The sequence below is a fragment of the Neoakkermansia glycaniphila genome, assembly GCF_001683795.1.
Taxonomy (GTDB): Bacteria; Verrucomicrobiota; Verrucomicrobiia; order Verrucomicrobiales; family Akkermansiaceae; genus Akkermansia; species Akkermansia glycaniphila.
On record NZ_LIGX01000035.1, the window covers coordinates 36320 to 60531 of the forward strand.

The following is a 24212-nucleotide window of genomic DNA, read 5'->3' on the forward strand; positions in this document are numbered from 1 at the left end:
ACCACCCCACCATGAACGAATACATCAACCGCGAACTCTCATGGCTCGAATTCAACCAGCGCGTCCTTGACCAGGCCAAACGAACCAACCTCCCCCTGCTGGAACGCATCAAATTCCTCGCCATCACCGCCTCCAACCTCGACGAATTCTTTCAGGTACGCGTCGGCGGCCTCCAAATGCTCCGCAGCGCAGGCTCCCGCGCCCGCGACATCTCCGGCCTCACCCCCACCAAACAGCTCCAACTCATCCGCAAACGAGTCGGCACCATGATCGCCGACCAGTACAAACTCATCAACGAGGAAATCCTCCCGCTGATGGAAATAGACAAAATCAGCCCCATCCTCCTCAAACACCTCCGCGAACCCCAGCGCCTCGACCTCGAACGCCACTTCCTCACCCAGGTCGCCCCCCTCCTCACACCGCTCGACATGGAAGTCGACACCCCTCCCATCCTCCCCTCCCTCAACCTCATCATCGGCGTCGAACTCATCGACCCCGACACCGGAACAACCCGCTTCTGCGCCGTCACCATCCCGGACAACCTCCCCCGCCGCATCCCCATCCCGGACTCCGAAGAAGAAGCCTACATCCTCCTCGAAGACCTCATCGGCGCGCACATCTCCTCCCTCTTCCCCGGAGAAACCCTCCTCCACCACACCCTCTTCCGCGTCACCCGCAACGGAGACATCGCCGTCCAGGAAGAAGACGCCCTCGACCTCGCCGACGAAATGGAAGAAGTCCTCGTCGCCCGCAAATTCTCCGAATGCGTCCGCCTCGAACTCCCCGCCGGCACCCCCACGCCCCTCGTCCGCCGCATCCAGCAAATCACCGGAGCAGGCAACAACGAAACCTACCTCCTCAAAGGCCCCCTCCGCCTCACCGACTTCATGGACATGGCCTTCGCCCCCGGCAACGAAAACCTCAAAGTCCCGGCATGGGCTCCCCAGCCCTCCCCGGAAATCGACCCCTCCCTCAGCATCTTCGACAACATCGCCAACACCGGCGGCATCCTCCTCAACCACCCCTACGAAACCTTCGAACCCGTCCTCCGCCTCGTCGAAGAAGCCGCGGACGACCCCAGCACCATCGCCATCAAACAAGTCCTCTACCGCACCGCCAAACAATCCCGCATCGTCGCCGCCCTCAAACGCGCCGCCGAAAACGGCAAACAGGTCACCGTCCTCATCGAACTCAAAGCCCGCTTCGACGAAGCCAAAAACCTCGAAAAAGCCGAAGAACTCCAGCGTGCCGGAGTCCAAATCGTCTACGGAGTCAAAGGCCTCAAAACCCACGCCAAAATCTGCCTCGTCATCCGCCGGGAAAACGGCCTCCTCCGCCGCTACTGCCACCTCGGCACAGGCAACTACAACGAAACCACCGCCAAAATCTACACCGACATCTCCTACCTCACCTGCGACGACGACCTCGGGGCCGATGCCTCCCAATTCTTCAACACCGTCACCGGCCGCACCAAACTCACCCGCTTCCGCAAACTCTACCCCTCCCCCGCCATGATGAAAGCGCGCCTCCTCGAACTCATCGCCGGGGAAGCCGAACGCGCCCGGCAGGGAGAACCCGCCGAAATACAGGCGAAAATGAACAGCCTCAACGACGTCCAAATCATGGACGCCCTCCAGGAAGCCGCCGATGCCGGCGTACGCATCAGCCTCAACATCCGCGGCATCTGCTGCTTCAAACCCAACACCCCCAAAGCCGCCAAACACATCCGCATCGTCAGCATCGTCGACCGCTACCTCGAACACGCCCGCATCTTCCACTTCCGCCACGGCGGCGAACACCGCCTCTACATCGCCAGTGCGGACTGGATGACCCGCAACCTCGACAAACGCGTCGAACTCATGATCCCCATCGACGACCCCCGGCACATCCGCCGCCTCCGCAACATCCTCGACGCCTGCTTCAAAGACAACACCCAGGCCTCCCTCATCCTCCCGGACGGCACCTCCCAACCCCTCAAACCCGGCGGCAAAACCAAAACCTTCCGCATGCAGGAACACCTCACCAAAGAAGCCAAACGCCTCGCCAAAAACAAAGAACGCCAAATGCAGCAAATGCTCGAACCCTACCGCCCGCAGTAACGCGGACCGCACAGCACAAACCTCTCTCTTCCCCTCTCTCTACACATGCCTGCCGCCGAACCTCTCGAACGAGCCGACGTCTTCGGATTCCCCGTCGTAGCCGGAACCATGGACCAACTCATCGCCCACCTCATCACCACTGCGGAAACCCTCGACCGCCCAATCCTCATCGCCGCTGCGGATGCCCATGTCGTCACCCGCGGCGTACGCCAGCAGGAATACGGCAACCACCTCGACACCTTCGACATCATCTGCCCGGACGGCATGCCCGTCGTCTGGAAACTCAAACGCCAACCCACCCGCAACGCCCCCCACCGCCTCAGCGGGCCGGACATCATGAGCGAACTCTGGGACAAAGGCCAGCCCTCCCCCCACATCCGCCACTACCTCCTCGGCGGCAGCGAACAAACCCTCGCCACCCTCCGCGAAAAACTCCTCGCCCGCTACCCCGGCGCCCAGCTCGCAGGCAGCTACTCCCCGCCCTTCGGCACATGGGACGAAACCATCCAGCAAAACATCCTCCAGCGCATCGCCGAAAGCGGAGCCACCTGCATCTGGGTTGGCCTCGGCTGCCCCAAACAGGAAACATGGCTCGCCTCCATGCGCCACCGCCTCCCAGCCGCCCTCTACTTCGCCGTTGGCGCCGCCTTCGACTTCCACGCCGGAACCGTCCGCCGCGCCCCCCTCTGGATCCAGAAACGAGGCCTCGAATGGCTCTACCGCCTCTGCCGCGAACCCCGACGCCTCTTCAAACGCTACTTCACCTACAACAGCCTCTTCCTCTGGTACACCCTCACCGGGCGCAAACACAGCCCCGCCGCCACCCCGCCTCAACCTCACTGACAAACAACACACATACACGGAACACCGCTCCCGCCTCAGCCCGACCTTCACTCACCCTCTGGAACAAAAACCACAAATCATTCACTATCAACATGAATCTGTGAGCATCCGTGAAATCTGTGGCTCCCTGTAACACACCCACATCGCACCGGCACCCCCGCCCCTGCGACAATACCCTTGACCTCCCCTCCTCAATCCTGTATCCTCTACAGCTCATTGGACTATTAACATGACGTTACATACCATATCCGTATTAGTTGAGAACAAGTTCGGCGTCCTCACACGCATCGCCGGACTCTTCAGCGGTCGTGGATACAACATCCACTCCCTGAACGTCGCCCCGAGTCAGGTTCCCAGCTTCTCCCGCATGACCATCGTCGTCGACGAACAGGAAGAAACGCTGAACCAAATCATCAAGCAACTCAACAAACTAGTCAATGTCGTCGAAGTCATCGACTTCCGCAACACCGAAAACGTCTACCGCGAAATCCTCCTCCTCCGCGTCGGAGTCACCAAGGAAAACCGCTCCGAAATCCTCGAAGTCTGCAACGTCTTCCGCGCCCGAGTCGTGGATGCCACCAAAGACACCCTCACCATCGAAATCTCCGGCTCCGAATTCCGCATCGAACGCTTCGTCTCCATGATGCAGGAATACGACATCCAGCTCCTCACCCGCAGCGGACGCATCGCCGTCCCCAAACCTGAGAAGTAAAACCGACCGGAAACTTCACTCCCTTCAGGCGTGCCGTTGCAACAACGGCACGCCTTCTTCATACCCGCCACTCCCGCCAGCCATCCCCTAAAACACAAAACACAAAGCCAACCACACCCACTGCCGCCGGGCAACCGCCTCCCGCCACATCACCCGGCCAGCCTGCCAGCCTTCGACATTGCCACCCCGCTGCTGCCGTGCTACAATCTCCGCAAACTCCGCCACCGCCATGACCACCGAACCCGCACCCCCTGCCACCGCCCCGTACCGCGTCCTCTTCGTCTGCCTCGGCAACATCTGCCGCTCCCCCGCCGCCGAAATCGTCTTCGACAGCCTCATCCGCAAAGCCGGACTCGAACACAAAATCCAGGCAGACTCCGCCGCCACCTCCGACTACCACATCGGCGACAAACCCGACCGCCGCATGCTCGCCGCCCTCCAACACGAAGGCTACGCCTGGGGCGGCCACCTCGGCCGCCAGCTCACCCGCCGCGACTTTGAAACCTTCGACCTCATCGTCCCCATGGACAACGCCAACCTCCGCGACATCCTCGCCCTCGCCGGCAGCGGAGAACACCACGCCCGCATCATGCCCATGTGCAGCTACCTCCGCAACCACCCCGACCGCGAAATCCCCGACCCCTACTACGGCGGCCCCGAAGGCTTCACCCACGTCATCCGCCTCCTCGAAGACGGCTGTAACAACCTGTTAATAACAACAAAACATGCTCTTGAAAATGAGCATCGAAAATAATCTTATCAACATATCATCCGCGATTTACTTGAATCCAAAGTAAGGCATGGTACAGTTCGCGATTGAGACAGTGTCGCCTTCTTTATGTTTTGCCTCGAATCCAAAATCAGGCATGGTACAGTCAAAAAGCGGGTGACGAGGTAGGGAAATTCGTTTTGCCTTGAATCCAAAATAAGGCATGGTACAGTAATCGCTCTCGGTACAGGGATACGAGCCGGGTTTTGCCTTGAATCCAAAGTAAGGCATGGTACAGTGAACAAACCCTGCCCCTCAAACCGGAATACGTTTTGCCTTGAATCCAAAGTAAGGCATGGTACAGTAAGAGTGGCGGCTACGTTGTCAGTCTCAACGTTTTGCCTTGAATCCAAAGTAAGGCATGGTACAGTAGACCACGGCATCCCCATGGTCATCAAGCAGTTTTGCCTTGAATCCAAAGTAAGGCATGGTACAGTAAGAGTGGCGGCTACGTTGTCAGTCTCAACGTTTTGCCTTGAATCCAAAGTAAGGCATGGTACAGTTAATTAGCATAGTAAATAGCTGGAATTATTGTTTTGCCTTGAATCCAAAGTAAGGCATGGTACAGTGAACAAACCCTGCCCCTCAAACCGGAATACGTTTTGCCTTGAATCCAAAGTAAGGCATGGTACAGTCATCTACGGAAACTAATGACCATCATGCACGTTTTGCCTTGAATCCAAAGTAAGGCATGGTACAGTAGATACCATGCCTTACTTTTATATTGAATATCTTAAATAGATTTCCTCGCAACGAGTCCTACCACAAAAGCATCTGTTCAGGCATGGAGATATCCGGTGGAGGCTTCGACTTTCCGTGAAAAATGTAGGTTTTGTCCCACTGGATATTGGTCACGAACATGCATCGCACCGAACCGTCAGGAGGCACCATGCTACGCAAGCGCCGGGCATGGGTTTCTATTCGTTCCTGAGTGACACAAGCCCGTGCATACACACTGTATTGCACCATCAGGTAACCGTCTTCCAACAGGTTTTTCCGAAACTGGATGTACTGTTTTTTGTCCTCCCGCGTGGTGGTCGGGAGATCGAAGAAGACTACGAGCCAGCCCATTTTATAGTTGATATTGTCCATGGTTCATAAGGTCCGGACTGGTGAGACAACACCGCCTGCCGGAAGCTTCGGCATACGGCTTCCAGAGAGGCGCGGATCGTTGTTGTTTTCCCGCGGCAGAAGGTTTCGGCATCCAGTGTGGAGATGATATGCCGCCGGTATTCCCGCGTGATTTCGGAGATGGAATCGGGAGACTCATCCTGCTCGAGTCCCCGGCGAATCCAGCGGGCGACATTGGCATCGAATGCCGGACGAAAGGGCTCCATCAGGTCATAAGCAAGCGGTGCGGCATGTTCCCGTGCCTGATGGAAGATGCCGAAAGCCGGGTCGAGCCCCAAGGCGTAAAGTTTTTGCAGAATGGAGGAGAGGAGTATGGCGTAGGCGTAGTTGAGCAGAGAATTATAGCCTTCTTCTTTGCGGCCGCGCCGAAAGTTTGCATCGGCAAAAGTATCGGCAAAGATACTCCAGAAGAGCCGCGCCGTGTCTGCTTCCCGGTTGGGGCGGCGGGATGTTGCCACGGCGCATATTTCTTCGATCTTCGGATGGAGTGGATTCCATGCCGTTGCCAGTTCTGCCTGATTGCCGCATTTGGCGGATAGCGTTTTATCCCAGAGGCGTTTTTTCAGATGGGCAGGCATGGTAGCGAGACTGCGGAGGGTAGCTGTGTCCGTAGCCCGGTCTGCCGGCAGGATGAGAGCCGCCGGTTTGTGGCTGTCGCACAGGATGAAGCCTATGCGACGTTTGGCTGCCTCGATGATGAGGTTGCTGGTCAACGTGGCTTTGAAGGAACTCACAATAATGGCGCCTACATCTTCGAGTGGTATGCTCTGGCGTCCGCTGTCGCTGATGCAACTAAGCTGCCCTCTTTCGCAGCTCAACTGGCAGGTATAAGCGTCGATGCTGAGGATATGATAGGACATAATTTATGGAGTTGTTCCGCAATAAGTGGTAGGTAAGATTTCCATGCCTTGCGAAAGCAGGGCTTTTATGCTAACGTTCTTCCAGTTTTCAGTCCTTGTGTCTTCGATCTTTCCGGCGTAGTACGGCCTCTGCAGATTGACTTTCAATCCCGACGATCCTTGATCCTGAATACTGCGCACTTTCCACATTCCGTTTTTGTCGCCGGATTTCTGATGACTCAACCGAATCAGCATGCCTTTTTTCAAGAGGCGCACATGGCGGCCATGATTGAGCTTGCGTAGTTCTTCGAGCCTTTTGTACACATTGTGGTGAGGAATCATGGTCGGTACAGGATCCAGCGCAATGGCAAAATTGTCTTTGATGATGATGACGCCGCGAATAGGCTGAAGTTTGGATGTTCCCGTCGGTTTGATGCCGACGAGCTTGCTGGCCTTTTCCGTAATCGGATTGCCTTGTTTATCCGTTTTCCGCGTTCGGATACGATTACCGTCTTTACCGATGCTGAGGCTTTTCTGCCTGATGACGACTTCCGAATTGTCGTCGATGTGTTGCCCGGGGGCAATGCCCCAAATGGTTTCTTCCAGTTTTGCGCCGCTCATGTCCGCCGGGATGTGTTGGACGACGCGGCCTTCGGAAAGTTTCGCCGCGATGGAGTTTTTCAATGTGGTAGGGAGGTCTCGAAGTTCGAGCTTCGATTCCTTCGTGATGGTATAATATCTTTTGCTGACAGCGGATTCTACTTCCTGGCGTACGTTTTCCGGCAGACGGCGTGCGGCAAGAGCTTTACGCAGGAGTCCGCTACGGTGTTCGGGAATGAGATGGGGAATCAGCCCCAGCACGCAGGCATCCAGAGCATGGTGCAGATGTGTCAGCCTGCGCAGGGTTTCCTTGTCCTGAATCCGGTGGGTGACAGGATCAACGGCCTCCGGACAGATTCCGGCAAGACAGCCTGCAACTTTCCATGCTTTGCGCACGGTTCCGGTGATGGCACCGGGTATCATGTCGACCGTGGCGTGAGGAAAGTTTTTGCGTACTCCCCGGGCCGCAATTTTCATCAGATGTGAGCTCTGTGTCATCATGCCTTCGGTAAAGTCGAGCTCGCTCTCTCCATTTGTCCCTTGTGAGGAGAGCCGATCCACCATCATGAGTTTTTTCCGCGTTTTCTTGCGTTTGGCATCGTCTGCATGTCCTTTCGTATCCAGTTTTTCGACAAATGTTTCATACTGTTTGACACTGACAATGTTTTGATTGCGGCCGGGCACCGATTGACCTTCACATTCCTTGATGAATTGGTAGGCGGTGCGTTTTCCTTTCATTTTATTGACTGCCAGCCATGTGAGAACGAGCGCGGAGAGGGCATCTGTTTTACGGTTGGCATAGGGAACGATGTGTTCCCTTTCGAGTTTCGGAAGGTCGTAGGGCATGTAAGTTTGTCCCGTAAAGGGGCATTGCCAATTCATGTCCATGGCGATGCGGCATTTGCGGATGAGTCCCGCGCTTGTGGCCATGTCCGGCGCATGCTTGGCGAGATAGGCAACGGCGGATTTGAAATGTTTCATACGCTCATTCAACTCGCTCTGGATTTGTTTGGAAGTCATTCCAGAGAATGCGCTCAACTCGCGCCCGACTTCGATGCAGAACCGTTCGACGCGGGAGGGATCGCCATCGGCGAATTCCCGGACGAGATCCTGCGTAAGCCGATCGAGAATCAGCATGCGGTGCCGGACAAGATGGTTATTGGTCAAAGCATCGAGCGGGAGCTTGTTCAGGTACTCGTTTTCTTTGGACGCAGGATCCAGCAGGCCGTACAGACAACCGTGCGAAGGCTTGTCTTCACCGTCCGGATGTTGTTCATCGAGGGCCGGTCTGGTCGGATCCTCTCCATTCATGATTTCATCAACGGCCTGACGCAGGACGGGACGGGCATAAGGAGCCCGCCCGCTGGCTGTTTTCGGCGCCAGCGGCTTGTCTTGCCATGCGATGGACGCATCGGCAGAAGCGTCCGTATCGTTTTTACGGGGCCGGGGCGCCTTTCTGCCCTGTTGTTTCGCGATGGCCAGATCAAGCGCCTGCGTATCTTCTCCGTGGCGAAGCATCATGTCTCGCAGGTAGGCGGGAGTACAGATTTTGCCTCGGCGAAGACGCGTTAGAGCAACTCTCCGTACGACAGAAGAAAGAGCATCATACAATCCGGTACGGTGCAGGCATTCCATAGCCGGATCCAGAATGAGTGCCTCTTCGCTATCGGGGTGAAGGTGGAAGTAATGATCGATATTGCTTTCTACATCTCCCATGAGGCGCATGATTTCCTTTTTGATTTTTGCGGCAGTCAGTTTTCCTTCCGCCCGGGCAGCTTGCATGAGTTCACACCGCACCTCGACAGGAAGGGGCAGACCGTTCGCCCGCAGGTTGTTCAAGATGCGGGCGAAGCGGTAGGCATAGAATTCGGGACAGTCTGCGGTCGGCACCTTGGCGACTTTGTCCGCAAGCGCCTGCGCCTCTTTTTCACTCATGCCGCTTGTTTTCGCCTGCTCGAAAGTATGCGCCCAAATAATGGGGCACCGGCGAATGATGCGATTGTCGAAACGCGGCAGCAACTGCCCGAACAGGAGGCTGCCACGATACCGTCTGGCGAGGCGTATTCCTTTTGCGGCCAGTTCGCTGCGCTGCTCGGTGGACAAGTCTTCCTGCTGGGCGATGAGTCGGATGATCTCCGGCGTCAATTCCTTGATGTGGGATGCACTGTGACGAAGAATGTCCAGTACTTCACGCTGGACGACATCGCGAGGAAATGCCGAGTTGAGCGTGCGGTAGGCGGGAGTGGATACGGTCATTGCTGCATCCGGAACATCCATATCCAGCTCCATGGCATGGCAGAGAGTGGCGCACATCGTCTCTGCGCCGAACTTCTGCATGAGGTGGCGCGCATTGTTTACTTTTTCCGTATCTTCTTTCGTGGAGACGGTCGCCCATGCGGCATTGTTATCATATCCCCGATTGTGGGCATACCAGCGCAGGATGTGCCAGACTTCAAGCGGAGAGAGTTGCCGGATGCCCTGCCACGCTTGAGCAGCGAGAAAGAACGGGGCCGGATGGCCGGGGGTGGCTTTTTCTTCCGGCGTCAAGATACCGGCCTGTACCAGCAACTTGCCGATTCTTTCAATACGGACGCGCCGCGAGCGGATATTGCGGCGCAGCCTTCGGTAATTCCGCCTCTGGAACGCCTGGCAATCGTCGGACGGAAAGAGTACAGTGCCGCAAGCGACAATGCCGGGATCTTGTTCCGGCTGTGCAGGAGCCTGCACAACAGCCCAACCGATAGAGGCGTAACCGACATCAAAAGAAAAGGTAATGTTTTGCATGTTAGATATTGACTATTGGAGTCAATATATCTATTATTCCTGTGGATTCAAGACAAAATTTGAAATGCAAACCGATTCCCCGGCTGCAAGCCAGCCACACCGGTCTTTCAAAGCATTTTCCGGCCCTTCCTTCGGGAAGGGCTTTTTTGTGGCTGGAGGCCGACTTATCCTCGAATACTCGCCGTGTCGAAGGCGACGATTTGCACGATGATGTTTTCCGCAGCGTCGGCGTGGCGGGAGCGGATGGCTTGCAGGAGATCGTCGTGCAGGGCCATCGCGGAGGGGGTGTATTGCTTTTCCTCGAGGAGGGTTTCGAGGTTTTGCCGGAGGTGGCCGATGATGATGCGGTAGAGATCGGCCAGTATGGGGTTGTGGGTGGCTTCGGCCACAAGAGCATGGAAGGCCATATCGTCTTCGATACCGTTGCCGTCCTTCTTCCGGCATTTGGCGAGGGCGGTTTCGAGGCGGGCGAGGTCTTCGTCCGTGCGGTGGGCGGCGGCGAGGCGGGCGATCTCTTTTTCGAGGGCTAGGCGCGCTTCGAGGATTTTGGAGAGTTCGGCTTCGTGCAGCCGGTTGTTCATGGCGACGGCGAAGCGGTTGTCCGCGATGACGTAGGTGCCGTCTCCGGGGCGGGCGGCGAGAATACCGGCATGGATGAGGGTCTGGACGGCTTCGCGGATGGTGTTGTGGCTGACGGAGAAGGTTTTGGCCAGTTCCGGCTCGGAAGGAATGCGGTCGCCGATCTTCCATTTGCCGAGGCGGATCATGTCTTCCATCGCGTCGAGGATCTGGCGGGCGAGGGTGCGGCGAACGGGTTTTTTGAGTTCCATGGCGGCAAGGCGGCGTGAGAGGTGAAGAATAAGGCGTCAGTCGATCACGGTCCAGAGCCGGCCCGTGTCGGTTTTGATGAGGCGAATGTCGAGGTCGAAGGCGTGGCGAAGGTTCTCTTCGGTGAGAACGGTTTCGCGGCTACCGCTGGCGGCGATTTCCCCGGATTTGAGAATCAGGCCGGTGGTGAATTCGGGCAGGATGTCTTCGATGCGCTGGGTGATGAAGATGATGGTGAGGTCGGGGCGGGTGGCGGCGAAGTCCGCAATGGTGCGGAGGAGGTACTCGCGCCCGGCGATGTCGAGGTAGACGCTGGGTTCGTCGAGAATCATCAGCTCCGGGCTGGTCATCAGGGCGCGGGCGATGAGGATTTTGACCTGCTCTCCCGAGGACATGGTGACGACGGTGCGATCCGCCAGATGCTCGGCGCGCAGGGCCTGCATGTGCCTGAGGGCGAGGGCTTCCTCTTCGGGCGTGGTGTCGCGGAAGAGGCCGATGGTGCCGTCGAGGCCGGAGAGAACGATTTCCCTGCCCGTCCAAGAGCGGTCGCCGAGCCACTGGTGCATGAAGGGGCTGACCCACGCGATGCGCTTGCGGTGTTCGACGAGGTTGACATGGCCGAAGGTTTCGCCCAGCGTTTGGATTTTCGCGCCGTAGAGGGGCCATGCGTAGCCCATCAGTAGCTTGACGAGGGTGGTTTTACCTGCGCCGTTGGCTCCGAGGATGAAGCAGCGGTCTCCCTGGGCGACCTGCCAGTTGATGTTGCGGAGGATTTCGCGGCCTCCGAGGAAGACGCGGGCATTTTCGATGTGGACGGCGGGGGTGCTCATGGCGCGGCGGCGGGCTGGGTGATGTAGAGAGAGGAAAAGGGGCGGAAGGAAGACGGGGCGCAGCCGTGTATCCGGCGGCGCCCCGTGCAGATGGGAAAGCAAGCGGTTTACTTGCGTTCGAAGAGGCTGCGGATCTTGGCGCCGACGATTTCGACGGGGTGCTGTCCGAGTTCTTCGCGCTTGGCCTTGAGGTTGGGGGCTCCCTTGGCGGCTTCTTCGAGCCAGTCCTTGGCGAACTTGCCGCTCTCGATGCGCTTGAGGGATTCCTTCATTCGTTCCTTGACGTCGGGCGTCAGGATCTGCGGGCCATTGTAGTACTCGCCGAATTCGGCGGTGTTGGAGATCACTTCGTTCATGCGCTGGATGCCGCCGGCGTAGATAAGGTCCACGATGAGCTTGGCTTCGTGTACGCATTCGAAGTAGGCCATTTCAGCCGGGTATCCGGCTTCGATGAGGGTCTCGAAGCCGTACTTCATCAGGTCGACCATGCCGCCGCAGAGGACGTTCTGTTCGCCGAAGAGGTCTTCGTAGGTTTCCTGAGCGAGGGTGCATTCGAGCACGCCGCCGCGGGTGAGGCCTTCGGCCTTGGCCATGGCGAGAGCCACGTTGCGGGCATTGCCGGAGGGGTTCTGATGCACGGCGATGAGGCCGGGGCAGCCGAAGCCTTCTTCAAAGACGCGGCGCACTTCGGTGCCGGGTCCCTTGGGGGCGACCATGATCACGTCCACATCGGCGGGCGGTACGATGGTGTTGAAGACGTAAGCGAAGCCGTGGGAGCAGCAGAGGGTCTTGCCCGGCTTAAGGTGGGGCTTGATTTCGTTTTCGTAGACGGCGCCGTGGTTTTCGTCCGGGAGGAGAATGTGGATCACGTCGGCCTTGTCAGCAGCTTCGGCGACGCTCATGACCTGGAAGCCTTCCTGCGTGGCAGCGTCAAAGGATTTGCCGGGGCGGACGCCGATGATGACGTTGAGGCCGGAGTCGCGCATGCAAAGCGCCTGTGCGCGGCCCTGCGCGCCGTATCCGATCACGGCAACGGTCTTGCCGTTCATCACGCTGAGGTCAGCGTCGTTGTCATGTATGATATCCATATGATGATGGTGTGTGATTGGTGAATTTCCAAACATTGGGTGTTTGGGTGGATGGAGTGTAACATGGCTCAGCGAATTTGCAATGCTTATTTCACAACAGGAAATCGTGAAGAATCAATCTCAGCGAACACATGGTCTTGGGTATCGGCTAGCATGAAATCGAAAAAACACGTATTTTTGACAGCCTGCGGATTTCAAATCAGCTTATCGCACATGTTATTTAATATTATTTTCATTTTATTCAATTTAAATTACATAACAATATATTGATATATTTTTTATCTTTTTATTGTTTTTTGCAATATAATTTCAAATCAAACATTTATAGCCATCTCCTCCCCATTGTATTTGCCATATGAAGCTTTATGGCAACCGACGACCGAGCAATGCTTGACTGCGGATTTGAAATCTGCTAGAACAGCCTTCGGTCGGATTCGCTTTGTTTCTCATTGACATCTGACATCAATGCTTTTTGCCCATGAAGAAGATCGCGACATACTGGTGGTCCACACCTTGTGAAGATATGATGAACTTCGGAGACCGCCTGACTCCCTATTTGCTTGAAAAATTACTGCCTGCCGGAGAGATCGGCTTCTTCCCGGTGACCCACCGGAACCGGGCCCGGCTATTGGTCATCGGTACTCTATTGCAGGATACATATCCGAACCGCGCCATGATGCTGCTGGGCACCGGCTTGTTTTATGAAATGACGCGCGTCTTCAAAAACGCCCGGGCATATGCCGTGAGGGGGCCTTTGACACGCCGTTGCCTGGGGCTCGGAGAAGAAACGGCTCTTGGTGACATGGGCATTCTGGCAAGAGACGTGTTCGGAGAAGCACCTCGTTCCGGGAAAATCGGAATTTTGGTTCATCATAGTGAGAGGCATCTTGCAGGACTGCAGAGATTCAAAAATGATCCTGGTTATCTTTACATCGACGTTTGCCGTGACGCTCCTGAAGTCGTTCGGGAAATCGCATCCTGCTCTGCCATCGTATCAAGTTCCCTGCACGGTCTTGTGATCGCCGACGCCTACCACATTCCCAACAAGTGGCTCAAACTTTCCGATTTCCCAGCTTTCAAATATAACGACTACTTTGCATCCATCGGACGCTCCGGAGAAGACTCCTTGTCTTTCTCTCTGGAGGATGTTCCTTCCTTCGAATGGCAGCCGATCGGATATATCGCCGGAATCGAGTCCTGCAAGGCAGGCTTGCGGGCCGCCGTTACGCGCATGGTTGAGGATATCCGGAACGATGGACTCCCCTTCGAATTAGACGATTGTTCCCTTGACCGCCATTTTACACGGTTCCGAAAGTGTAAAAAACAGGCGTATGCGCTCATTTCGCAACTTGCCCCCTGGCCCGGTCTTCGCAACTGGGGGATTAAAAAGGAAAGAGATATGGAAGCCATCCTGTCTCCGGAACAGCATCGATTACCGGCGTTCCATGGGGAAAACGGCCATTCTGTCTGAAATTTTTCCTATTTGCTTCTTGCTATGCCGTTTCGCCTCTTGGTATAATTGCTCATGTCCACGGCAGGAGTAACGGCACTCCGTTCCAAAGACTTACTTTACTCAGGTTGGTATGCAAAAAAAGAAAAGAAAGATCAAGGTCGCTTTGATCATCAATGAGTTTTTCGGCGCGGACGGCACAGCTTTCGGTGGTTACGGATTTTTGGCCCGAAAATACATTGCCAAGTATATCCCCGACGAAGATATCGAATTGGACGTTCTAGTTGACCAAACCCGCTATAAATTCCGGAAAACGCAAGTGGATGGCGTCAACCTGTATCGGCTTCCTTCCCGCTTCGGCTTGGCGCGGCTGTGGCTGTGGTGGAAGAATTACGATGTCTATTTGAGCGTCGAGCTGGTCACAGACTTCTTCCTGCGCCATGAGCCCAGAAAAGACAAGAAACTTGTTCTCTGGATTCAGGATCCTCGCCCATGGTCCGAATGGAGAGAAATCAATACGGTCGAGAAATTTCCCGAACCGTGCTACTACAATCAGTCATTATACGACTACGCCCATGAATGGTACCGACAGGGGCGTATCCGCTTCGTCTCGCAGGCGCATTTCCTGAATGAGAAGGCGATCGACCTGTACCGGCTTCCCAACAACGTACCGATCCAATACCTGCCGAATCCAATCGATCTCGATCTGAAGTTCGATGTGACCACATTTCCCAAAAAGAACCACGTCATCTTTCTGGGTCGCATCGAATCGGTCAAGCGCGGATGGCTGTTCTGCGAAATTGCCAAAGCGCTTCCTGAATACGAATTCTACATGCTCGGACAGACCTTCCGGGAAGCAGATGAAAATACGGCCATCATGGCTCCCTACAAGAATCTGACCAATCTGCATTTTGCCGGGCATGTGGACGGCGAGGTGAAAGAGACATTCCTGAAAGAAGCGAAAGTTCTCGTCAATACATCCATCCACGAAGCTCTGCCGATTTCATTTCTGGAAGCTCTGGCATATGGTACATTGCTGGTCAGCTGCCGCAATCCGGAGGATCTTACTGCACGTTTCGGCGAATTCGTCGGTACTGTACTAGGCGATGGCTACGAACAGGTTCCGCTATTCGTGGATGCAGTCCGCCGCCTGATGGAGGATGAGCCCCGGCGCACCCGCTTGGCGGCAGAAGCCGTAGCCTATATTCGAGAAGTGCATAATGTACCCCGCTTCGTACGCGATCTCCGCGCAGTACTTCACGAAACCGCACAAAACGCCTGAATCCGGACAGCACCGGGCCACCCTCTACCGGGTAATCGCCAGAAACGCACGCAGAGAACGAGCAGCCTTCCTGCTGTATTCAGCCTTGCGGGAGAATCTCCGCCGCAAGGAAGGAGGCGATACCTTGGCACACAATCCAGCCACACCGGCGGCGATGCCATGGACAAACCAACGACCTCTCAACACACCGCGCGCCGGAGCTCCCGCACGTAAGACCGCATAAAACGGATTACGACGAGCATATTCCCACCATAACGGAGCGAGAGGCTTGTCCGGATGACTCCACGGCTTCTGATCCCGAATATAATGGACAATCCTGTAAGAGGCAGGCTCATCCATGATCGTTTGTTCCTGTCGCGACGTTTCTTCGGAAAATTCATAGGGAGCGCATTGATGGTATTGGTAGTTCCATTCGCCGGGAAGGAGCTGCCACCTGTTCTCACATGCAATATTCAGAACATCCTGATCATGCTGGATAAAACGATTATTCCGAGCAAGATCCAGCAGACGGCGTTCGAGCTTTATTTCACGGAAAGCTTTCAGATTCATCAGAAGAACGCCTGCATTGAAACTGTGCAAAGGATTTTCGACGCCCTGCTCCACAATGGATTGATGCCATTCCTGATGCCACGAAGGATCGATCCAATAAGTAGCGATTTCCTTGACGCCGGCGACGAGGTAACCTTCCAGATCACATCGGTACAACAGAGCCGGATCGTCCATAACGAGCAAATCGCAATCCAGATAGAGTACGGAATCGTAATCCTCCAGCAAACTTGAAAGAATCAGGCGATAATAGGTAGCCGAACTCAAATGCCTGTCCACGAAAAGCTTGTCCAACTCCTCGCGGTACTTCTGCATATCAATATACCGTAACGAAAAATGCTGACTCCCGCTAGGCAGAATGGATGCCAGAGTACGCTTCATTTCCGGCAGGATACCACCGTCCAGAATCAGGATATCGTAGTTGAATTCGGACGATGCATGTTCGACAAGAGATTGGAGAGTAACCCCCAAATAGGGAGCATACGTCTCATCCGCCGAGAAAACGACGGGAATATTGCGTTCGGTAAAAGCAGGAATGATAGCAGTTGACATGGAGATGAAGGTTCTATTCCTAGTTTCGTTTGCCTGGTCGAAGCATCCGGCGAATCAATATTGCAATCGCAACATTTTCAATAATGTTAACAGATTTATTATCCGCTATCTAACTGTTTTCTCTTATTCCCATGAATTGAACTTATTGTGATGGCGAGTGCATATCAGATGCGATGCAGTAGCCGTTACGGAAAATAGAATATATTGACAAAGAATAAATTGCGCGAATGTGTTTGACGCCGGATAATAAATCTGCTCTCCTATCACATCAGACTCGCATGGAATCTCATTCGTTTTATTCACATATAGATGCACTGAACTTCGTCAGCAACATTACATTTAATTGCAAACCGAATTCGGCCATTCTTCATTATATATTTTCACCACATGCCATGCCCCGCCTCATCACCGCAGTATCCCCCACACACCAGATGTGATGGCAGAAGCAAATTACTGCCGTTCCGCCTTCATCGTGTGAGAATTTTACGCTCCCACAAAGAGGAGAAATACCCTTTTCTCCGCTCCGAACACCCAAAGAACTTCGAAAATAAAGTTCTTCACAAATATTCGGCTTCCGAAATTTCTCTTGTCGTTGCGGATGATGGATGGAATCACCATACCGACGCAGTTCTCGTCACGCTTTGCGTTGCCGCAAGAAGGGCAAGTAGGTTCTAAGCTGCTGCTTTATCACCCATTCCCTCCGGCCCAGAGCATGGCGAACAACTGGCTGAGCCTGCCTGATCTCTCGACGAACAGCTAAAAGAGATTTGGACAGTTGATACACGGCGCTCATTCTTTTGACTCTGTACAACAAGGAAAAACAGGAACGCTTTCTTTTCACTTCGCGCGCTAGCCTCTCTTTTTCCATTTGCACCCGGGGAGACGCCTGCTCTTGTAAAACTTTTTGGAGCCAATCAAGAGCATATTGTTTCAGAGAAGAAATCGTTGCATGAACTCGCCGGTAATCGATAGGCGTCGTCAATAGTTTCTTCGCGACAACCTCATCGACCGAGGATACAAGTCGATCTTGAAGGCCAAGTTGCTTGAAAAGAGAAAGAAATCGGCCGGCTCCACGTTCGGCATTTCCGATACAGATGAAATCGCGTTGGTAGATGATCGCAAAACATGCACCATGGAAGGAGTCAGTGATCACATACCGGCTGTGTGCAATATTATGGATGAACTGTTCGACTGTCAGATTTTCTTCAATTCCCGGAAGATCCATCTGCCGTTTTTTGGAAGTAAAATCAAACTGTGCGTCAAGCATATGTACCGACTGGCACGCCAGCACCGATTGTGCATATTGGAGAACAGCCTTCTTGCCGACACTCGGATCCAGAAGGTAGGAAGCCAGATACGTCTGTTCCGTTCTCTGGACCGGAGCAAGCAAAGAAACGGCATCGTATTTCTTCCGGGAACAAAGAAACACTGGGTCAAGAATATGTGTACCCTGAATACCGTATTGGCTTCGCAAAATATCAAGAGCCGAATCTTCCCTGACCGAAACCGCATCGTAACATTGAAGCATACCCTTCGCACGCCGCATTTGCTGCGGATTGCGAATATCGTTTGCATGGCCGAATGAAGAAGCGATCGCGATACGCTTTTTCTCCGGGTTTGCAAAACGCAGCAGGCTGTAATCGTCGATATGCTGCTGACCCTCGTTGTAACCGATGTTCCAGACCTGATCCGATCCGCTGGCAAAGACATCGACCATTTCATTCAACCGCGCCAAATCCCGCGGATGCGCCATCGGGGGAGTCGTATGAAGCCACCGCTTGGCAAATTGCCGAAAAACCGTCAATGTATCCGTATAACGCAGCATCTTGCTCCGGGAGCCAGACAGGGGAGCCGTATCGATGAGCACAGCACTATACCCCATCTCGTTGAGCGCAGCCATCGTCGCATACCCGTTCAGGATAGCACCATAATTACATGAATACCAGAGACCGACAATACCCACATCATAGCGGGGAAGCAAAGAATCCATGCGCTTCCGAACCAGTTCGGGCAGCGATAGACGGCCGGACAGCTCATCCAACATGGCTTGGCGCCCCCGGGGCTCGGGCCATGACCTGAGGAAAGACACATTATCGAACAATGCCTCATCCAACGGTTCGCGGGAAAGGAAAATACGATCTTTCAATTGGCCGAGCAACTCCTTCCCCTTGTCCGTATGCACGAGGACAAGCGAAGCGCCTTGCCGCAAATCCCATGTGGGATGCAGGTGCTCAAGCCCCCAGAAATCGCCCAAGGTCAAATCCGAACAATGGGGAAAATCGTTGAACTGGCAGTTATGGCATGTTTCGTTCAGGCACAGATCATTCAGGAATGCCTGCATGTAGACGTCATCCGCCGGATTGACCGTCTGGGTACTCCCGCCTTCATACGTCAGTTTGACGTGGGAATGCTGCCATCCGGCCCTCTCCTTGTGGCGAAATGCGATATGCTCGAGTTTTTTGCCTGCCATTTGTTCCCGATGGCTTTTATAGCGGTCCAGCAGATGAATGGAAGGCACGCCATGGCAAATCACATCGCACAGGATCAGATTAGGATCATTCCTGCCCAGATAACTTTGCAAGCCCGCCGTTTGGCATGCGGTCCCCGTAAAAAGCACGGGAGTCTTCTTCTTCAGCTCCTGAGCAATTTCCCTGAAAATCTTGTGATCCAGAAAACTCTGCGTATATTTGGCGCCTCGAAGCGATGCCAGCGACTGCTCATCCCGCACCAGAACATGTCGTGCATGGAGCTCTTCATCCAACGCAACCCCTACCACAATCCCGCCAGACTGCAAAATATGGCGGGCCAGCTCCGTAAACATGCCACCGGAAGAACTCTGCTCCCTTACCGCTGCATCGAGAGACCACGCGGAATACGCCAAGGGAGCAGCCGGCGGAGCCTCCTGTTCCGGGCCATCCTGTAAAATGGGGCAGACTTTGGCACACTTATTGCAACGAATACATAGTTCTTCTTCGATCAATGAATTATAGAAGCCGTCCGCATTCAGGCGTATGGAAATCGCCGAAGTCGGGCATATATTGGCGCAAGCGGCACAGCCCGTACATGTATGAGCCGTCGCCAGAACAGGCACATCGGCAACATTCCTTTTCGATCGATATGATTCCTGAGTCATTCTCGCGGGCATCGTAACAGATTCGATATCCGCACGACAAGCAATTTGTTCGTTCTTATCATTTTATCAAGAAAACCAACCATGAGGCAAAAAAACCAAAAAGTATTGACTACTTGATTATCTACCGTTTGATGCAGAAAAAAGCAAGCGGATATCGAATCCGCTTGATTATTCGCAAAAATACCCCCATTCGGCACCACCGGACAGGATATGCGCCAAACCGGCAAATGAACATCCCGCTCAACGCAGTGCATGAGTATGCGCATGCGATATTCCGGCACAGGCCGGATTCATGCGACATCGTCTGCAAATACGCTGCACACATCTGCCCGGCAATGCCTCCACCGTATTTCATTGACTCGAACCGATCAAATTTGTATAGTTCCTTCGCGTTCCCTGACTGACGATATGCCTCTTGTTTCAATCATTGTGCCTGTTTATAATGTAGCGGCGTATCTCCGGGAAAGCCTGGATAGTATTTGCCGGCAAACACTGCAGGATATCGAAATCATCTGCATCAACGATGGATCAACCGATGCATCGTTGAATATCCTGCAGGAATACTCTTCCAAAGACTCGCACTTCCGCATTATCTCCCAACCCAATGGCGGCGTTTCGTCTGCTCGCAACACGGGGCTTCGTGCTTCAACAGGGGAATACATCGGATTTGTAGATCCCGACGATTACATCCATCCGTACATGTTCGAACGCATGGTATCCATCGCCAAATCGAAAAACGCGGATGTCGTGGAATGCAGCGTCAAATTGATCCATCAGTCGGATCCGGGCCTTTTAGGCGGAATACTGCAACAATGGCATGACGTACCGACGCAGGACATGCCCGACTTCCGGTACGAAGGCATCCATCAAACGCTTGTTTATCTATGGAACAAAATCTACAGGCGGGAGATGCTCGAAAAGAACGACGTCCGCTTTATTGAAGGCATGACCGGCGAAGATCTGGTATTCAATGCATCCGCACTCCCGGCCTGCCGAGCTCTGTTTCGCATCGATGATGTCCTCTACTACTATCGATACGGCCGCCCGGCATCCATCACGAAAGACTATACCAATCTCAAAAAAGCCGAACAAACCTATGCTACGCTCTTGCAGCAAATGGTCGCATGCTCCGAGAAATGGCAGCAATTGGGAATTTTCGACCGGGTCGGAAAAAACCTCTTACCCTTGGTTCAACACCTCTTCCAAAACTTTTTCTTCAAACTCCCGGCCTCTGCCCGCAAAACCGGCTTCCATCAAATGCAGAAAATTCTGCTCTTGCATGGCTGGACAACCATGTTGCAGTATCCCGAATTCGGCATATTGAGAAACATTGCCGACGGTCGTTATGCAAAAGTCGTTTGGATCGAATTGCTCAAAAGAAAAATCGCACGCTCGAAACCGGGGTATCTGGCAAGACGGCTTGCGGAACGCGCCGCCATATCCCTCACGATGCATCAAAGGTAAGGCGGCAACACGCACCATGCGCCTTTTCCGGTCTTGAGTCCGGCTCAAGGCAATGTTAAGATGCGGGCATACCATGCCTGTTCTCTCTATCATCGTTCCCGTCTGCAACGTCGAGCAATATCTGGCGCAATGCCTGGATTCTCTTCTGAATCAATCTTTTCGCGACTTTGAAATCATTTGCATCGACGACGGCTCTACGGACGGCAGCCCGGCGATTCTGGACGCCTATGCACAGAGGGATGCCCGCGTGCGCGTCGTACACAAGAAAAATTCGGGATATGGGCATTCCATGAATATCGGCCTATCCATGGCAACAGGCGAATTCGTAGGCATCGTGGAATCGGACGACTTCATTGCTCCGGACATGTATGAAGTGTTGATCGAGGCCATCAATCGGTTGCAGGTACCCTATGTCCGCTGCTTGTGGTTCGATTACTGGGATGATGGCAATATGCACCCCTCTTCATCCTGCCTGTGCGGAGAACAGACAGAAGAACACAAAGCCTCACCCCTCGCATGCACGGAAATCTTTCATGAGCATGCCGCTATCTGGGCCGGCATCTACAAACGCTCCTGGCTGGAAGAAAACGACATTCGATTCCTTGAAACGCCCGGAGCATCCTATCAGGACTCTTCCTTCTTCTTCAAAGTGCTGGCCCAATGCGGCGAAATGGGCTTCGTCCGGCTCCCTTTGCTGTACTACCGGCAAAGCAACCCGAACGCCTCCATGAAAAGCCGCCAGAAAGCATTCTGCGCGTTCGACGAAGTGGAGGAAATGGAAAGATACTGTACAGCCCGGCTTCCCGAAAACGGAGAAGCACACGATGTCCTGTTCCGCCGTGCATTCGCCTTCTTCCACTGGACTTTCTACCGCGTCAGCCGAGAATGGAAACTTCCGGTGCTGCGGCGCGCACGCCCCGTTCTCCGCCGCCTCCGGGAGCAGGCGCCCCATGCCGGGCAGGATATGCCCCCTCGGGAACTCCTCTTGGCGCAGGCCATGATGCACTCGCCCGCCGTATTCCTGTGGAGATATTACACAGGCAAAGTGAAAGAACGCATCTTCCGCCAGAACGGATAAACCGCTGCTTCAGGACTTCGTGCGAACGAGCCGCGTCCCCGCCGAGAGCAATTTCCCGTACATCTTCAGGAGACGCGGGCAGCGAATGGCCATGCGAGGGAAAAGCATCAGCATCTTGCCGACACAGGGCCTCGTGCGGTTCGCCACTTCACGAATCTTCAGAGGTTCATAGGGCACACAGTGCCGCCACGGCGAAACTTTCCATAAATCGAAGAACATGGCTTCCTGCCTATTGCGCGGGCCCACAAGGATATTGGGTTTGGCCGTCGCGTAGTGGATCACGGCGGGATGCTGCGCCGCCTCCTTCAACTCCGCTTCGGTATAGGCGCAGCATGCTCCTATATCTTCCAGATAGTTGCCGCGCAGAATTCTGTCTTCAAAAAAGGCAATGGAACCGTATTTGTACGGAATGGTTTTGATCCTGCCGTGCATCACGCTGTTGATGATATCCTGATCCGGCGCACCCAGCACTTCGGGTGGAACGGAATACACCTTCCCCATCATCCTGTCCTCAATACCGTCCTGCCGGATCCGGTCGAGATCGAGCAACAGCTGTCCCGCACAATAGTAGGGCGTACCATCATCCGGCACGTCGAACGCCTCGCGATAGGCGTTCAATCCTTCATGGCCTTCGCGAGCAGCGCTGAGTTCTTGCGTGGCTCCGGCATAGCACTCGCCGAGATCGATTTGGAAAAGCTCTTCCAGATCATCGCAAATCAACACATCGGCATCCGTATAAAAGATTTTGCTGACGTGCGGCAGCAAATTGGCCAGGCGCAAGCGGTAGTAGGTGGCTACGGTAAAGCGGAAATTGCTCGGAAGATCGTTAAATTGATTCGACAGATCCCAGTAGGTGACATCGAAACAGGGGTAATCCGCCTTCAAATCCTCAATCATGGCCTTGCCCTGCTCCGTCACACCGCCGTCGAGCACATGTATATCGAAATGGCGACCCGGCTTGGCATGCAGCAAAAGCGAATAAATGGCAATCCCCAAAGGCACGGAGAAATCCTTGTCTGCCGAAAAGGCAATGGAATAGGTTTGTATATTATCGTTTTCCATGGAATATAGAGAATGTTTCATGCAGTTTGACCTTCAGCTTGCCGGCAACAAGCCTCATATAGCCGGACAGAGTATAGGTTCTCAACACATCATCCTTGTATGGATGGATAGCAGGCAACTGGTTTCTGTAGGAATACCAGAGCATGCTCGCCCGCGCCACGGAGCCAAGCCTCCCGCGCTCCAGCAGCGGCTGGATGAAATGGCGGCGAACGCGCGAAAACAGGTTCAGGTTCGGCCAACCTCCGGCTTGCTCAAGATCGCTCCACATACGGTCGAGATGGCTCGCAAATGGCCGGATATCCTTATTCCTGATATGGCCGCATGTCTCAAGCAAACGAACCTTGTTCAGCAGATCGACGGTCAGAAACTCGGCAAAATCCCTTTCAGTCCGCGCCCTTTGAAACAGCACATCCCAATGCTTCCACAGCAACAGCACCATATCGTCCGCCGCCGCCTTCGGAGAATTGGATGAAGCGCCATCGACGCTGAACGCAACGAGATCTTCCTCAAAACACCGATACCTCAGCTTGCGGTCAAGAAGGTGGCACATGAAATCGCAATCGGCTGCAATACGGAACGCCTGATCGTCGAACCCGCCGATCTCACGCATGATATCGGTTCGGCAAAAAAGCGTCTGATGGCAATAGGGACATGCAATATACGCCTTCTTGACATTCGGCGACCATGATTCGAGAAACTGCCCGCCGCTCTCCTTGCGCGCACCGCCGAACGCATAATCCGCCCCGCCTTCGAGAATGGGAGACGCCAGCTTGCGGATGGCTCCCGGCAGAAAACGGTCGTCGGCATTCAAAAACGCGATCACCGTACCGCGGGCAAGCCGGAGAGCCTTATTCATGGCATCGTAAATCCCCTGATCCGGCTCACTCACATAGCGCTCGATGCGCCCCGCCTGCAACTGCTCCTCCAGATAGCCGGGAGTACCGTCCGTCGAAGCTCCGTCGACGACCAGATGCTCAATGCTCAGACCGTCCTGCTTCTGCTCGTACACGGACTGGATGCAGGCGGGCAACTGCTCGCGTGCATTGAAGCATACAGTGACGATAGTAACATCCGGCGCGGTATTCATGAGAGAGTACGAAGATTATAATGCTTTTTCGTGCA

At 54.4% G+C, this 24212-nt stretch carries 18 protein-coding genes and 1 CRISPR repeat array; of the genes, 8 read left to right on the plus strand and 10 right to left on the minus strand.

The window, feature by feature from the left end; genetic code table 11:
- Positions 1-11: 11 nt before the first annotated feature.
- The 4 genes from ppk1 (at position 12) to AC781_RS09795 (ending at position 4408) form a co-directional block, all read left to right on the plus strand.
- Entirely contained in the window at positions 12-2099 is a 2088-nt protein-coding gene (gene ppk1 / locus AC781_RS09780) for a polyphosphate kinase 1 (protein WP_067777299.1), read from the plus strand.
- Positions 2100-2144: 45 nt separating this feature from the next.
- Positions 2145-2942: a WecB/TagA/CpsF family glycosyltransferase gene (locus tag AC781_RS09785; protein WP_067777301.1), complete on the plus strand. Its 798-nt coding sequence runs from the start codon at positions 2145-2147 to the stop codon at positions 2940-2942.
- A gap of 229 nt (positions 2943-3171) precedes the next feature.
- Positions 3172-3654 (plus strand): acetolactate synthase small subunit, encoded by a 483-nt coding sequence (gene ilvN / locus AC781_RS09790; protein WP_067777304.1) that lies wholly within the window; start codon positions 3172-3174, stop codon positions 3652-3654.
- Between the two features lie 229 nt (positions 3655-3883).
- Complete coding sequence (locus tag AC781_RS09795; RefSeq protein WP_067777306.1) at positions 3884-4408, plus strand: low molecular weight protein-tyrosine-phosphatase; 525 nt, start codon at positions 3884-3886, stop codon at positions 4406-4408.
- 20 nt (positions 4409-4428) lie between these two features.
- Positions 4429-5124: a CRISPR direct-repeat array (repeat unit 36 nt; unit sequence GTTTTGCCTTGAATCCAAAGTAAGGCATGGTACAGT).
- Between the two features lie 58 nt (positions 5125-5182).
- Here the strand turns inward: AC781_RS09795 and cas2 are convergent.
- From cas2 to ilvC, 6 genes are all read right to left on the minus strand, one after another.
- Positions 5183-5515: a CRISPR-associated endonuclease Cas2 gene (cas2, locus tag AC781_RS09800; RefSeq protein WP_067777308.1), complete on the minus strand. Its 333-nt coding sequence runs from the start codon at positions 5513-5515 to the stop codon at positions 5183-5185.
- Positions 5479-6414, minus strand: a complete 936-nt coding sequence (cas1, locus tag AC781_RS09805; RefSeq protein WP_067777312.1) for a type II CRISPR-associated endonuclease Cas1 — start codon at positions 6412-6414, stop codon at positions 5479-5481. Before cas1 ends, cas2 begins: the two co-directional genes overlap by 37 nt.
- A gap of 3 nt (positions 6415-6417) precedes the next feature.
- Entirely contained in the window at positions 6418-9777 is a 3360-nt protein-coding gene (locus AC781_RS09810) for an HNH endonuclease domain-containing protein (protein ID WP_067777314.1), read from the minus strand.
- A 164-nt stretch (positions 9778-9941) separates the two neighbouring features.
- A complete protein-coding gene (locus tag AC781_RS09815) occupies positions 9942-10607 on the minus strand; it encodes a FadR/GntR family transcriptional regulator (RefSeq protein WP_067777316.1) in 666 nt (221 codons plus the stop codon).
- A gap of 36 nt (positions 10608-10643) precedes the next feature.
- Positions 10644-11435, minus strand: a complete 792-nt coding sequence (locus AC781_RS09820; RefSeq protein WP_067777317.1) for an ABC transporter ATP-binding protein — start codon at positions 11433-11435, stop codon at positions 10644-10646.
- Positions 11436-11542: 107 nt separating this feature from the next.
- The gene (gene ilvC / locus AC781_RS09825) at positions 11543-12523 is read right to left on the minus strand and encodes a ketol-acid reductoisomerase (protein WP_067777318.1); all 981 of its coding nucleotides are present in this window, start codon (positions 12521-12523) and stop codon (positions 11543-11545) included.
- 478 nt (positions 12524-13001) lie between these two features.
- Between ilvC and AC781_RS09830 the strand changes: the two genes are divergently transcribed.
- Positions 13002-13994 (plus strand): polysaccharide pyruvyl transferase family protein, encoded by a 993-nt coding sequence (locus AC781_RS09830; protein WP_067777320.1) that lies wholly within the window; start codon positions 13002-13004, stop codon positions 13992-13994.
- Between the two features lie 112 nt (positions 13995-14106).
- On the plus strand, positions 14107-15255 hold the full coding sequence (locus tag AC781_RS09835) for a glycosyltransferase family 4 protein (RefSeq protein WP_067777321.1): 1149 nt from the start codon (positions 14107-14109) through the stop codon (positions 15253-15255).
- Between the two features lie 24 nt (positions 15256-15279).
- On the opposite strand, the gene AC781_RS13420 is transcribed toward AC781_RS09835, so the two are convergent.
- Positions 15280-16353 (minus strand): glycosyltransferase family 8 protein, encoded by a 1074-nt coding sequence (locus tag AC781_RS13420; protein WP_083076914.1) that lies wholly within the window; start codon positions 16351-16353, stop codon positions 15280-15282.
- A 634-nt stretch (positions 16354-16987) separates the two neighbouring features.
- Positions 16988-19486 carry a polysaccharide pyruvyl transferase family protein gene (locus tag AC781_RS13425; protein WP_172801787.1) on the minus strand — a complete coding sequence of 833 codons (2499 nt, stop codon included), beginning with the start codon at positions 19484-19486 and terminating at the stop codon, positions 16988-16990.
- Between the two features lie 408 nt (positions 19487-19894).
- Between AC781_RS13425 and AC781_RS09855 the strand changes: the two genes are divergently transcribed.
- Positions 19895-20950 (plus strand): glycosyltransferase family 2 protein, encoded by a 1056-nt coding sequence (locus AC781_RS09855; RefSeq protein ID WP_067777331.1) that lies wholly within the window; start codon positions 19895-19897, stop codon positions 20948-20950.
- Between the two features lie 73 nt (positions 20951-21023).
- Positions 21024-22028, plus strand: coding sequence for a glycosyltransferase family 2 protein (locus AC781_RS09860; protein WP_067777334.1), 1005 nt, complete (start codon positions 21024-21026; stop codon positions 22026-22028).
- Between the two features lie 9 nt (positions 22029-22037).
- Here AC781_RS09860 and AC781_RS09865 read toward each other — a convergent pair whose 3' ends face one another.
- Positions 22038-23090: a glycosyltransferase family 8 protein gene (locus AC781_RS09865; RefSeq protein WP_067777337.1), complete on the minus strand. Its 1053-nt coding sequence runs from the start codon at positions 23088-23090 to the stop codon at positions 22038-22040.
- On the minus strand, positions 23077-24177 hold the full coding sequence (locus AC781_RS09870; RefSeq protein WP_067777340.1) for a glycosyltransferase family 2 protein: 1101 nt from the start codon (positions 24175-24177) through the stop codon (positions 23077-23079). Before AC781_RS09870 ends, AC781_RS09865 begins: the two co-directional genes overlap by 14 nt.
- Positions 24178-24212: the final 35 nt, after the last annotated feature.

Coding starts and splice junctions, on each gene's coding strand:
- AC781_RS09815 (WP_067777316.1), bottom strand. CDS start 10,607: ATGGAACTCAAAAAACCCGTTCGCCGCACCCTCGCCCGCCAGATCCTC.
- AC781_RS13420 (WP_083076914.1), bottom strand. CDS start 16,353: ATGTCAACTGCTATCATTCCTGCTTTTACCGAACGCAATATTCCCGTC.
- AC781_RS09835 (WP_067777321.1), top strand. CDS start 14,107: ATGCAAAAAAAGAAAAGAAAGATCAAGGTCGCTTTGATCATCAATGAG.
- ilvC (WP_067777318.1), bottom strand. CDS start 12,523: ATGGATATCATACATGACAACGACGCTGACCTCAGCGTGATGAACGGC.
- AC781_RS09785 (WP_067777301.1), top strand. CDS start 2,145: ATGCCTGCCGCCGAACCTCTCGAACGAGCCGACGTCTTCGGATTCCCC.
- cas1 (WP_067777312.1), bottom strand. CDS start 6,414: ATGTCCTATCATATCCTCAGCATCGACGCTTATACCTGCCAGTTGAGC.
- AC781_RS09860 (WP_067777334.1), top strand. CDS start 21,024: ATGCCTGTTCTCTCTATCATCGTTCCCGTCTGCAACGTCGAGCAATAT.
- AC781_RS09810 (WP_067777314.1), bottom strand. CDS start 9,777: ATGCAAAACATTACCTTTTCTTTTGATGTCGGTTACGCCTCTATCGGT.
- ilvN (WP_067777304.1), top strand. CDS start 3,172: ATGACGTTACATACCATATCCGTATTAGTTGAGAACAAGTTCGGCGTC.
- AC781_RS09865 (WP_067777337.1), bottom strand. CDS start 23,090: ATGGAAAACGATAATATACAAACCTATTCCATTGCCTTTTCGGCAGAC.
- ppk1 (WP_067777299.1), top strand. CDS start 12: ATGAACGAATACATCAACCGCGAACTCTCATGGCTCGAATTCAACCAG.
- AC781_RS09870 (WP_067777340.1), bottom strand. CDS start 24,177: ATGAATACCGCGCCGGATGTTACTATCGTCACTGTATGCTTCAATGCA.
- AC781_RS09795 (WP_067777306.1), top strand. CDS start 3,884: ATGACCACCGAACCCGCACCCCCTGCCACCGCCCCGTACCGCGTCCTC.
- AC781_RS13425 (WP_172801787.1), bottom strand. CDS start 19,486: ATGACTCAGGAATCATATCGATCGAAAAGGAATGTTGCCGATGTGCCT.
- AC781_RS09830 (WP_067777320.1), top strand. CDS start 13,002: ATGAAGAAGATCGCGACATACTGGTGGTCCACACCTTGTGAAGATATG.
- AC781_RS09855 (WP_067777331.1), top strand. CDS start 19,895: ATGCCTCTTGTTTCAATCATTGTGCCTGTTTATAATGTAGCGGCGTAT.
- cas2 (WP_067777308.1), bottom strand. CDS start 5,515: ATGGACAATATCAACTATAAAATGGGCTGGCTCGTAGTCTTCTTCGAT.
- AC781_RS09820 (WP_067777317.1), bottom strand. CDS start 11,435: ATGAGCACCCCCGCCGTCCACATCGAAAATGCCCGCGTCTTCCTCGGA.